The organism is Massilia sp. CCM 8734 (assembly GCF_011682155.1).
Lineage (GTDB): Bacteria > Pseudomonadota > Gammaproteobacteria > Burkholderiales > Burkholderiaceae_D > Telluria_A > Telluria_A rubra.
The window spans coordinates 152,871-165,215 of sequence record NZ_WHJI01000009.1 but is presented as its reverse complement, the minus strand read 5'-3'; the positions used below and the strand labels follow the sequence as shown (position 1 = coordinate 165,215).

The window sequence follows — 12,345 nt, the reverse complement described above, 5'->3', positions numbered from 1 at the left end:
TTCGCAACACGCGCTAGCGCACTTCTTCCATCAATTTGAGGTTGTCGCCGAACTGCCACACGCGGCGGATATCGATCACGTCGTAGCGCGCGGCGATATTCGGCGGGAACGGCGAGTAGCGCGCGTTCACGCGCACGATGCGCAGCACCGCTTCATCCATGTCGGCGCGGCCGCTCGAACGCAGGATCGTCACATCCTGCACGGTGCCGTCGCTGCGCACCGCCACGTTGACCATTGCGTGCGTGTGCTCCACATCGGCCCAGCCGCGCGGATAATTCGCGCTGCCATTGCGTTCGATTTTCTGGCGCCAGCTCTCGACGTACATACGCAAGGGCAGATCGCGTTCGGCCGCGCCGACGGCCACGCGGCGCTCGTCGCGCATCGGCGGCGGCGGCGTGCCGGAGAGGATATCAAGGCCCTTGACCATTTCCCGCGCGCGGTTCGACAGCTCGCTTCCCAGCAGGTTCTTGGGGATGACCGCCTTGCCGCCGGCGCCGCTGCCAGCGCCGGCGGCGGTGCCACCGGGTGGCGTATTGGCGGCCTGGGTGCCGCTGCCTTCGCGCCCGCGTTGCAGCGCCGCCTGGCGGGCGGATTCGGCGGCTTGCGCGGCCTGGTCGGCCTTTTTCTGGGCGGCTTGCTCGGCCAGTTTTTGCGCGGCTTGTTGTTCGGCCGCCTTCTGCGCTGCCTGCTGCTCGGCCGCGAGCTGTTCGGCGCGTTGACGCTCGGCCTTCGCCTGTTCCGCGCGCAGCTGCTCGACCTTTTGCTGATCCGCCTTTTGCTGGTCGGCGCGTAACTGCTCGGCCTTCTGTTGGTCGGCCTTCTGTTGGTCGGCCTTTTGCTGGTCGGCGCGCAGCTGCTCCGCCTTTTGTTGCTCCGCCTTCTGTTGCTCCGCCTTCTGTTGCTCCGCCTTCTGCTGCTCGGCCTTCTGCTGAAGCGCCAACTGCGCCGTTTTCTGCTGCTCGGCCCTGAGCACGCTGGCGCGCTCGCGCGCGGCGTTGGCCTCCACCTGCGCCTGCTGCGCCACGCGGGCCTGCTGCTCCTGTTGCTGCGCCGTCTCAGCGGCCGCGGCCTTCTCCTGCTGCTGGCGTGCCTGCAACTCGGCCAGCCTGCGCGCCTCCTCTTCCTTCTCCAGCTTGCGCTGCGCCGCCAGCCGCTCGGCTTCCTCCTCCGCGCGCCGGGTCTCGGCCAGCTGGGCTACGCGCGCCGCTTCCGCGACCTCGGCGGCGCTGGTCGCTTCGGTGCCATCGTCGGTGCCGTGCTGGGCTTCCTTGAGATCGATGGTTTTCTGCTCGGCCTCTTCCGGGCGCGGCATCGGCACCGCGAAATCGTTCACCACCGAATCCTGGACCATCACGCGCGAGTCCATCGCCAGCGCATCGGTGGCCGGCAATGGCGGGCTGATGCGCTTGGCCTTGCGCGGCTTGTCCTTCTTGACAGCCAAGCGCAGCGTGACGGGGGTGGGAACGGGCGCCGGAGTCGGCACCGGGTCGATCAGGCGCATGCCGCCGGTCGATGTTGCCGGCTTGTCGGGCTCGGGAAGGGGTGACGGCAAAGGCAGTGGCGCAAGCGGAGCGGGCGTATCCAGCGGCGGTACTGGCGTGGGCTGATCGGCGACATCGGCCAGGCGCACCTCGATCGGCGTGGCCGAGCCGGGCAAACCGAGCGCGGGAATGCCGAACTGAAGCGACAGAATCAAGCCATGCACCAGCAGCGAAACAAGCAGGGCGCCGCCCAGGCGCCGGCTGCCCTGATCCGGCGGCGAACGGCGCTGCCCTACCGCGCCAGGACGCATGCGACCATATCGTTACGCCCACCTGCCGCTGATGCCATACCTGCCCCTGCCCAAAATTCGTTAATAGCCCCCGAATTCTAAGCGAAAAGGCCCTTCCAATGAGAAATAATGCGTCGCGTGCACACCCCCGCCGCCGGTGCTGGGGTCAGGCGGCAAAGGCTGTCTCTGTTACCCCCCGGTGTCAGGTCTGACATTTACCCCCCGGTGTCAGGTCTGACATTCGGACACGAGTTCATCCACGGCCCCCCCCCGGTGTCAGGTCTCTTAAGAAACAACACCGCCGCCCCCTCCCGGCCACGGTGTTGTTCATGCGGTAGCCGGGGTAAGTGTCATGCCCAACTGTTCCGCGCGTTTTGCAAGATTGCGTAGCAGACGGTCCCGATACTGATGCTCGTATTGCTCCTGGCCCTGATCGGTGTATTCCTCGCCCCGGGTGAGCATGGTGTAGACGAGCCGTGCCAGTTTATGTGCCGCCGCAGTGACAGCCTTGGGTTTGTCCATTCGGGCGCATAGGCGGCGGTAGTAGGCGCCAAGTGCGGACCTGCTGGCTCGTAAAGAGGCCGCCGCCAGACGCAGCGCCTGTGCCGCCCGGTTGACGACGCGCTTGGTCTTTGCACTCAGAATCTTGCCACCGCTGATTTTTGTCCCCGGGCACAAGCCAAGCCAGCTGGTGAAGTGTCGCACGGTCGGAAAGCGCGTGAGGTCGGCGCCGGTTTCCGATACCACCGCCAGCGCGGTGGTAATGTTGATGCCGTCGATCCGCGTCAAGTCCACGCCGCACATCTGAAACAAGCGCGCACGCAGGTCGAACTCGGGCGCGTTGCGCGACCCCTTGCGCTTGCCGCTCTTTTCCGGCAACGCATCATGGCTCTGCAGAAGTCGCAACTGCTGGTCGACTTCGCGATCACAGTGCGCCAACTGGGTGCCGATGAAGTCGAACATCGCCACGCTCTGGCCCAAGTCGAACAAATATTCCCGACGCCAGTTGCCTTGCAGGCTGCGGGCGATCTCATCCTCACTGGCGTGAATGCGGCCGTTTTTCAGTGCCGCCAGGGTATGGCCATCGCGCTCGCCGGCAAGGATGGCGCGCACAATCAGCTGTCCCGTGACACCGGCGATGTCGGAGATGACATTGGCCAACTGGATATTCATCTGGGTCAACGCCTTCTGCATACGCTGAACCTGCCTGCCTTGCTCGCGCAACAGCCTGGCACGCTGGCGCCACAGCGAACGCAGCACACACCTCGTCGTCCGGACGGAATGCGCCGGCCAGCAAACCATAACTCATCAATTGCTGCAGCCACTGGCAGTCGAGCACGTCGGACTTGCGGCCGGAAACGTTCTTGACGTGGCGCGCATTGACCAGCAGCACCTTGAAACCGCGTGCTTCCAGTAGTTCGAACAGCGGTATCCAGTACGCGCCGGTCGATTCCATGGCGACGGTATCGACCCGACAGGCCGTGAGCCAGTCAGCCAGGGCATGCAGGTCTTGCGTAAAGCTGGGAAATTCGCGTACCGGATAGTCATCGCGATCAGGCGGTACCGCCACAAAATGGGCGGCATTGCCGATATCGATACCCGCAGCGTTCGGATAGGCAATCTCCAGGGAGCGATGCTGCCCGCTCGACTTGCCTGTCAATTTTCGGTTGCGTTCTGCCATCGTTAGCTCCATCATTCAGATTGGAATGGGGCGCTGCAGTGGAACGTCGTCGTGCTCACTCTCTTAAACGGGATAGCGGTGTCGGCGGTTCAAAGCGCCTACCCGCTTCACCAATGTCGATGAGGTATCCGGGACCACGCTGACATTCGGGCAATCGCACCATTGCTCTATCGGTCTTGCGCAGCGCCTCATTCCACTCTGCCACAAATACCCTATATTTGTTTCTTCGGCGCGATTTTCGGCGGCCCGCCGATTACTACGCTGACATTCGGACACGGCCTGGACAGCGTCGTGGATGAACTCGTGTCCGAATGTCAGACCTGACACCGGAGGTGACACCGGAGGTAGACACCGGCGGTAATAGCTGAGGCCGTGTCCGAATGTCAGACCTGACACCGGCGGTGGGGGAGTCAGGCGGCAAAGGCGGCCTCTGTTACCAGCGACGCTTGCGGCTGGTCGAGGAAGAAGCCTTGTGCGTACAGCGGCAAATCGGCAACGGCTTCCGCCGTGGCGATCGCCGGCGCCGTCTCGACCCGCTTGAAGATCAGCCGCACGCCAGCCGCCCGGGCCGCCTCCAGCAGCGGTTCGAGCGAGACCCCGCCCGACAGGTAGCGCGCGTCGAGCTTGATCGCGTGCGGCCTCTGCTCGGCCACCATCGCCTGCGCCTGCACCACCGAAGCCGCATTCAAGGCCAGCCGGAAGCCGTTGCGCCGGTAGTTGTCGGCCACGTAGTTGAGCAGCCATCCCTGCTGCGGCGTGGTGGCTGGCAGTTGCAGCACGATGCGCCCGACCGGCAAGTCCAGCGCGTCCAGGATGCGCTTGAAGGCGTGCCCGTGATTGCTGCTGACCGCACTGAGCAGACGGTCGTGCACATTCAGGTACAGGTCGCTGTGCCCGGCTTCGTCCTGGCGGAAGAAATTGATCGCGTGCAGCATGCGGCATAGCCGGTCGAGCTCGATCGATTCGTCGTCGCTGGCGGCGTGGTCGAGCAGTTTCCACAGCGAAAGCCCGGCATCGCCCGCCGAAGCACTGCGCGCCAGGCCTTCATAGGCGACGATGCGGCTGCTGCCGAGCGCGCGGATCGGCTGGAAGGCGCTCGTGATGGTGCAGTTGAAATACTTGCCCTGCGCGCGGCCCGCCGAGTCCAGCCACACGCTGCTGGCCGGACGGTCCGGGTCGGACAGGTGGGCCAGGTAAGTGTTCAAGGTAGGGAAAGGCATTACATGTCTCGCTGTAGGTAAAGGGGAAAGTCTAGTCGCGCCGCGCGCGCCGGCGAAGGAATCGTTTCGCCAATCGATATGCGGCCGGTGCATATCGACCCCAGGCGCTTATGCGCAAAATGCTTCTATCGAAACGCGAAAATAGTCGTTTGCAGATGCCCCCGGCGCGACTACGCTGGGGGCGACAGATGCAAAAAGGAAGCGACGCCCATGTGTGAATTACTCGGAATGAACAGCAGCAAGCCAGCGGCGCTGAACTTCAGCTTCGCCGGTTTCAGCGAGCGCGGCGGGCGCACCGGCGTGCATCGCGACGGCTGGGGCATCGCCTTTCACGAGCCGTCCGGCTGCCGCCTGATCATCGACGACCGCCCGTCCATCGACTCGCCCCTGGCGCTGGCGCTCAAGCACAATCCGGTCAAGGCGAAGAATGTGGTGGCGCATATCCGCAAGGCCACCCAGGGCGAGGTGGCGCCGCAGAACAGCCATCCATTTACCCGCGTGCTGTGGGGCACGACCTGGTCGTTCGCCCATAACGGCGACCTGAGCACGTTCAAGCCGGCGCCCGATCCGCATTTCGTCCCGGCCGGCGAAACCGACAGCGAGCGCGCCTTTTGCTATCTGCTGGCCGGGCTGCGGCGCCGCTTTCCGGTCCAGCCGCCGTCGCGCGCGGCGCTCTTTACAGCGGTGCACACCATGGCGGCGGTGATCGCGCGCCACGGCACCTTCAATTTCATTTTATCGAATGGCGACTTTTTACTGGCGCATTGCTCGACCCAGCTGCATTACGTGGTGCGCGCCTATCCGTTCGCCAGCGCCAGCCTGGTCGATTGCGACCTGCAGATCGATTTTCGCCAGCATAACCACCTGGACGACCAGATCGTCGTGATCGCCACCCTGCCCCTGACCACCGGCGAACAGTGGCACCGCTTCGCGCCGGGCGAGCTGAAATTGTTCGCTTGCGGCGCGCCGCAAGCGATCCACCCCGGTCCCGGCAGCGACAGCGGCAGCAAGCCGCTGCGCCTGTTAATGAGTTACTGAAACACCCCTCCCCACCCACGAAAGGAACAGCATGGCTATCTCGGAAATCAACGTACGCAATCAGTTCAGGGGCAAGATCAAGGAAATCATCGCCGGCCCGGTGGTGTCCGAGGTCGATGTCGAAACCGCGCACGGCATCGTCACCTCGGTCATCACCAGCCGCTCGATCCAGGACCTGGACCTGAAGGTCGGCAGCGAGGTCATCGCCCTGGTCAAATCGACGGAGGTGTCCATCGCCAAGATCCAATAAGCCGCTGCGCCCTTGCCGGCGACGGCAAGGTATGATGGCGGCATGAAGAATGGTTTTGCGCTGCTGTCGTCCCTCTGTTCCATTGCACTGGCGCTGCCCGCGGGCGGCGCCGAACTCGTCTTTGGCGTGTCCACCGGCAGCGCCATGCCGATGACCCGTTTCCAGGGCATCGAGCTAACCGGCGGCCTGCTCAAGGATGTCGGCGACGCCCTGGCGGGCGAGCTGAACCTGCGCCCGCGCTACCTGACCTTGCCGCGCAAGCGGGTCGAGGCCGCGCTGGCCGACGGCACGGTCGACCTGCTGTGCGACCTGCGTCCCGAATGGCTCGACGGCCAGCGCTGGCAATGGTCGAACCCGGTCTTTTCCAACAAGATGATCATCGTCGGGCGCATCGATACGGCGCCGCTGGGCAACTTGCGCGAGCTGGCCGGCGCGCGCACCGGCACCATCACCGGCTACCGCTACCCTGTGCTCGATCATGAACTGGGGCCGCAGTTCGTGCGCGACGACGCCGTCAGCGACGACCTGAACCTGCGCAAGCTGCTGCGCCGCCGCTTCGATTACATGCTCACCAATTCCCTGTATTACGATTACCAGCGGCGCGCCCACGCCGAACGCGCACGCCTGAGCCGTACGGTGCTGGCCATCGAACCGTTCGATACCTACTGCGCGCTGCCGCCCGGCGGCAAGCTGACCTTGGCGCAAATGAACCGCGCCCTGCTGGCGCTGCGCAAGAATGGCCGGATGCACACCATCCTGGAGAGCTACCAGCCCGCCAACTGAGCTGTTCAGGCCGCTTGTGCAGGATCAAAGCCGCGCACCCGACCGCCTTTAGTATGGGTAAACCTCCACCACGCGCAGGCCAGCCATGCAAGCCCATCCTCCGTGCGCCCCGTCCGCCGATTTCGACAGTAACTATTTCCGACAGGCGCTGTCGCAGTTCGCCTCCGGCGTGACCATCAACTCCTTCAACCCGGTCTCGCCCGATCCGCGGCTGGCGCTGTGGAGCGTGGCGCGCTTCGAATGCCGTTCGCGCAGCCGCTACGTGGAAGGCGACCATATGATTTTCGTCGGCGCGGTCGCGCGCTGCCAGTTTCATCCGCACCGGTCGCTCGGTTTTCACCGCAGCCGGTTTATCGCCCTCAGCTGATCCGGTGCCGCCATGAACCACAATCTGCTCACCTTCGTCAACCACGCCTGCTTTCATGTCGCCAACGAGCATACCGTGCTGCTGGCCGATCCCTGGGTCGAAGGCCCGGTTTTCAACAATGGCTGGAGCCTGCTCGACGACAGCACGTCCAACGCGGCATTGATCGCTGAACTGGCCGCGGGGAAGCGCAACACCTTCATCTGGTTTTCGCAAGAGCATCCCGACCATTTTTCGGTGCCCTTCGTCAAGCGGCTCAAGCGCGATTTTGCCGGCAAGGTCACCATGCTGTTCCAGGAAACCAAGGACAAGCGCGTGGTCAACTTTTTGCGCGACAATGGCTTCGATGTCATCGAATGCCAGCCCGGCATTCCGGTCGCGCTCGATGGCGAGATGCGCATCACCGTGTTTCCGCATGCCGATGGCGATGCGTATTGCCTGATCAGCTCGGGCGGGCGTCACGTGCTCAACATCAACGACTGCGCCTTGAACAGCGCCGCCCAGTGCGCGCAGGTCAAGGCCAGCATCGCGCTGCTGTGCGAGCGGGTCGATGTCTTGATGACCGGGTTTGGTTACGCCAACTGGGTCGGCAATCCCTTCCAGGCCGAACTGCGCTGCGCCGCCGCGGCCGAAAAGCTGCACCGCATCAAGCTGCAGATCGCCGCTTTCGCGCCCAGGATTACGGTGCCGTTCGCCTCGTTCGTGTCGTTTTCGCACATCGACAACTGCTATATGAACGATCACCAGAACACGCCGCAGCGCCTGGCGCAGTGGGCGCGCCTGTCGCGCGCAACCGATTCGGTGCGCTTTTTGCAGCCGCGCGACACCATCGCGCTGGGCGTGGACACCGCCGAAAGCCTGGCCTGGGCCAGCGATGCGGCCGTCGAGCACTGGGAACGGCTGCTCGGCGTGCCGTGCGAACTGTTGCCGTCCGAAGCGCCGGCCACCCCGGCCCAGGTGCGCGCCGCCGCCGACAACTACCGCAAGGGCGTCAACGCCAACTTGCTGGGGCTGCCTTGCCTGCTGGAACTGGTCGGATTGATCCAGCCGCTGGTGATCCGCATTCCCGACATCGCCCTGACCATCCGCGTCTCTTACCTGCGCGGCTGCACCCAGTTGCACGACGACGAACTGGCCGATATCTCCATGACCTCGCCCAGCGCGGTGTTCCTGTTCGCCAATGAATATGGCTTCAACACCACCCGCGTCAACGCCCGCTTCCGGCTCGGCGAGAGCGGCGCGCTGCAGCGTTTCAGCCGCTTTTTCATGCCGCAGAACCTGGGCCGGCAAGGCTACGGCGTGCAGCATCCGCTGGCTACGGTGCGCTATCTGCTGGGCAGCCTGATGGCCCGCCTGGGCCGGCGCCTGGCAGCCATGCAGCGACGACTTGCGAAGTAGACCACTGAATGACCCGCCTCCCCCGCGTGGGCGCCTGCGCGGGGGAGACGGTTTGCCGACGGAGCGCGTCCTCCTGCCCTTGTGATTCGCATCCGCCCCCATCTCCACTATTTTGGCCCGAGCACCTTGCGCGATTGGTCAGACCACTTTAGAATGGCCTGACCAAAAGATGTGCAGGCCGCCATGCTCAAGAAAGTCACACCCGCTCCCGACAACGCCCTCGCGCACGAACCGCGGCTGTACCGCATCGTCGCCGGACGCATCGAGGAACTGATCCGCGAACAGGGAATCGGCGCCGGCGAACGCTTGCCGCCCGAACGCGAGATGGCAAGCCGCCTGGCCGTCAGCCGCGCTTCCCTGCGCGAAGCCCTGATCGCGCTCGAACTGCGCGGCGTGGTCGACGTGCGCGGCGGCTCCGGCGTCTACGTCAGCCGCGTCGAGCTTCCCCGCCACGAGCTTGACGAAGCCGGCCCCGGCCCCTTCGAAGTGCTGGCCGCGCGCCGCCTGGTCGAAGCCGAGGTGTGCGCCAGCGCCGCCCGCATGGCCAGCGACAGCGCCATCGAGGCCATCCGCAGCGCCGTCGTCGAGATGGAACGCCAGCACGACAATTACAGCAGCAACGAAAAGCTCGACCGCGACTTTCACCTGTCGATCGCGCGCGCCACCGGCAACAGCGCCATGGTCGGCGCGGTCGACCACCTGTGGAAGCAGCGCGGCCGCCTCTGGCACAAGCTCAAGGAACATTTCCAGACCGAAGAATTGCGCCAGGCCACTTTGCTCGATCACCGCCGCATCCTCGACGCCATCGTCGCCCACGATCCGGCCGAAGCGCACGCGGCCATGCGCGCCCACCTGGAACGGGTGACGCGCACCTTTTCGCGAGGATAAGCACCGACCTCTATATGTATCAGTGGAGAGCAGGCGCGCAGAACGCCGCACCGTACGAGCAAGCCATGAGCAAGCCATGAGCAAACCATGAGCAAACCATTATTGACCATGTCGACCCCGGCTCGCGCCTTCGTCGCCATGGCACAGGATACGCGAGGTGTCCTGACCAGCTTTCCGCGCCATCGCCGGGAGCGTTTAATGTCAAACAATAATCCGCAGGAGACCGTCTCACATGAACAAGCACACCAGCTCGATCCACTCGAAACTCGTATTGTCGTCCATCACCCTTGCGGTGCTGACGGTGATGAACCAGGCCGCGGCCCAACAGCTTGACGCGGGCATGCAGCGCATCGAAGTGACCGGGTCGAGCATCAAGCGCCTTGCCACCGAGATGGCCCTGCCGGTCTCGACCATCAAAGCCGAGGAATTCACCAAGCGCGGTATGACCAGCCTGGCCGATGTGATGATGGCGCTGCCGCAATCGAACTCGCTGGCCCCGTCCAACGCCGGTTCCGGCACCAACATCAACCTGCGCGGCCTGGGCGTGAACCGCACCCTGGTGCTGCTCAACGGCCGCCGCCTGGCCAATGAGGCGATCGCCGACGGCTACGCCAACCTCGACGTCATCCCGATGAGTTCCCTGCTGCGGGTCGAAATCCTGCGCGACGGCGCCTCCTCCATCTACGGCTCGGACGCCATCGGCGGCGTGGTCAACTTCATCACCAAAAACAGCGTCGAAGGCGGCTCCATCACCGCCCAGTACGTGCAGCCCGAAAAATCGGGCGGCGGCGACGAGCAGCGCGTCTCGGCCACCTTCGGCAAGGGCAACCTGGCCACCGACGGCTGGAATCTGTACGGCACCATCGACGGCCGCCAGCGCAGCCGCCTGGCCGCACGCGACCGCGCCGAACTGAGCTCGCCCGAACTGCTGGCGGGCATCGGCCGCGCCCAGACCCTGGCCACCGGCGGCTACGCCAGCCCGGCCAACTTCACCACCGCCACCAACAAGACCGCCGCCAACCCGTACTACAAGTCCGGCTGCGCCGCGCCGTACTCGATCCAGGGCGCCAAGAACACCTGCGTCATCGACAACAACGAGTATGGCACCGCCCTGCACGAAACCGAGCAGCTGACCTTCTACGCGCGCGGCACCAGGCAGTTCTCGGACGACCACACGCTGAGCCTGGACTACATGCGCGGCGAGTCGAGCATTTACTCGGCCCGCAATCCGACCCAGAGCGTCGCCGCCAAGGGCGTCAGCGCGCGCGTGCCGGCCAGCAGCAAGTGGTATCCGGGCGGCGCCGGCGGCGTGCCGGCGGTGGCCGGGCTGAAAGGCGAACCGCTGATCGTGACCTGGAGCGTGGCCGACCTGGGACTGGCCAGCAACAAGGACGTGCAGCTGAACCAGCGCCTGGCGCTGGTCGATGAAGGCAAGATCGGCGAGTGGGATTACAAAGCCGGCCTGGTCTACGGCCACAGCAACCGCAAGAACTACTACAACACCGGCTATGTCAGCGGCCCCGGCCTGAACGCGGGCCTGGCCAGCGGCGTGCTCAACCCGTTCGGCCTGCAGGATGAAGCCGGCAAGGGTTACCTGCGCGACATCTCGGTCGACGGCCAACTGAACCGCGATTCGACCAGCACCTTCGCAGGGTTCGACGCCACCGCCAGCCGCACCCTGATGCAACTGCCGGGCGGCTCGCTGGCGATGGCGGTCGGCATCGACATCCACCGCGACACCACCGAAGATACGCGCCTGGGCATCACCAACGAAGTAAGCTACGCCAACGCCTCGTCCTCGCATGGCGACGGCGCGCGCAATGTGTCGGCCCTGTACGCCGAGCTCGATATTCCGATCAGCAAGCAACTGACCGTCAACCTGGCCGCGCGCGACGATTATTTCAGCGACTTCGGCAACACCTTCAACCCGAAGGCGAGCTTTCGCTACGAGCCGTCGAAAACCCTGATGTTCCGTGGTTCGGCCAATACGGGCTTCCGCGCGCCGACCCTGTTCGACCGCTACGGCTACCGCCTGCCTGGCGCCAACGGCAACACCTCCGGCAAATGGGACGATCCGGCCCTGTGCCCTGGCGGCAAACCGGGCGTGGCCGGCAGCGGCACCGCCGTGGCGGGCGCTGTCTCGTCCGAAGTGTGCAACGTGGCCTTGCCCAAGCAGACCGGCAGCAACGACCAGCTGACCCCGGAAACCTCGCGCGGCTGGACCCTCGGCATGGTGGTCGAGCCGGTCAAGAACCTGACCGTCTCGCTCGACTACTGGAACATCCGCATGAAAAACATGCTGGCCAACCTGCCCGAGCAAGTCTACTTCCAGGACCCGGCCAAGTACAAAGACCTGTTCGTGCGCAATCCGGATGGCACCCTGGCCTACATCAAGAACGTGACGATGAACCTGGGCGGCCAGAAAACCGCCGGCATCGACCTCACCGCCAACTACGCGCTGCCGCGGATCGACATCGGCGAGTTCAAGTTCCAGCTCGACGGCACCTACCTGACCCAGTTCGACAACCAGCTCGAAAAAGACAGCGCCTTTGTGTCCAACGTCGGCCGCTTCGGCCTGGCCAGCAACGGCACCACCAGCAGCTTCCCGATCATCACCTATCGCTGGAAGCACACCTTGTCGACCAGCTGGAAGCGCGGCCACTACAGCGCGCAGCTGACCCAGAACTACAACTCGCACTATGACGACCAGAACCTGGTGGCGGCCGAATACCATCGCGAAATCAAGCCGTACTCGGTGTGGAACCTGACCGGCACGTATACCGGCTTCAAGAACATCAGCATCGTGGCCGGCATCACCAATATGTTCGATGAAAACCCGCCGGTCACCAACCACAGCGGCTACACCTTCGGCTACCTGAGCAGCGCGGCCAACCCGATCGGTCGCTCGTACAATCTGCGCATGACTTACAACTTCTGACGTACAACTTTTGA

9 protein-coding genes and 1 pseudogene are annotated in these 12,345 nt (G+C 64.5%); 7 read left to right on the top strand and 3 right to left on the bottom strand.

Annotated elements, in window-relative coordinates; genetic code table 11:
- Positions 1-13: 13 nt before the first annotated feature.
- The 3 genes and pseudogenes from tolA to F2P46_RS11030 form a co-directional block, all read right to left on the bottom strand.
- Positions 14-1,792, bottom strand: coding sequence for a cell envelope integrity protein TolA (gene tolA / locus F2P46_RS11040; protein WP_166888849.1), 1,779 nt, complete (start codon positions 1,790-1,792; stop codon positions 14-16).
- Positions 1,793-2,098: 306 nt separating this feature from the next.
- Positions 2,099-3,452: pseudogene (locus F2P46_RS11035) on the bottom strand (IS110 family transposase).
- A gap of 410 nt (positions 3,453-3,862) precedes the next feature.
- Positions 3,863-4,672, bottom strand: coding sequence for an EAL domain-containing protein (locus F2P46_RS11030; RefSeq protein WP_166888846.1), 810 nt, complete (start codon positions 4,670-4,672; stop codon positions 3,863-3,865).
- A gap of 210 nt (positions 4,673-4,882) precedes the next feature.
- Between F2P46_RS11030 and F2P46_RS11025 the strand changes: the two genes are divergently transcribed.
- The 7 genes from F2P46_RS11025 (at position 4,883) to F2P46_RS10995 (ending at position 12,331) form a co-directional block, all read left to right on the top strand.
- Positions 4,883-5,710, top strand: a complete 828-nt coding sequence (locus F2P46_RS11025) for a class II glutamine amidotransferase (RefSeq protein WP_166888843.1) — start codon at positions 4,883-4,885, stop codon at positions 5,708-5,710.
- Between the two features lie 31 nt (positions 5,711-5,741).
- On the top strand, positions 5,742-5,960 hold the full coding sequence (locus F2P46_RS11020; protein WP_054267531.1) for a molybdopterin-binding protein: 219 nt from the start codon (positions 5,742-5,744) through the stop codon (positions 5,958-5,960).
- A gap of 42 nt (positions 5,961-6,002) precedes the next feature.
- The gene (locus F2P46_RS11015) at positions 6,003-6,743 is read left to right on the top strand and encodes an ABC transporter substrate-binding protein (protein WP_166888840.1); all 741 of its coding nucleotides are present in this window, start codon (positions 6,003-6,005) and stop codon (positions 6,741-6,743) included.
- Positions 6,744-6,828: 85 nt separating this feature from the next.
- On the top strand, positions 6,829-7,110 hold the full coding sequence (locus F2P46_RS11010; RefSeq protein WP_166888837.1) for a flavin reductase family protein: 282 nt from the start codon (positions 6,829-6,831) through the stop codon (positions 7,108-7,110).
- 12 nt (positions 7,111-7,122) lie between these two features.
- Positions 7,123-8,505, top strand: coding sequence for a hypothetical protein (locus F2P46_RS11005; protein ID WP_166888834.1), 1,383 nt, complete (start codon positions 7,123-7,125; stop codon positions 8,503-8,505).
- Positions 8,506-8,688: 183 nt separating this feature from the next.
- On the top strand, positions 8,689-9,393 hold the full coding sequence (locus F2P46_RS11000; protein WP_166888831.1) for a FadR/GntR family transcriptional regulator: 705 nt from the start codon (positions 8,689-8,691) through the stop codon (positions 9,391-9,393).
- A gap of 232 nt (positions 9,394-9,625) precedes the next feature.
- Complete coding sequence (locus tag F2P46_RS10995; protein ID WP_166888829.1) at positions 9,626-12,331, top strand: TonB-dependent receptor; 2,706 nt, start codon at positions 9,626-9,628, stop codon at positions 12,329-12,331.
- The last annotated feature ends 14 nt before the right edge of the window (positions 12,332-12,345 follow it).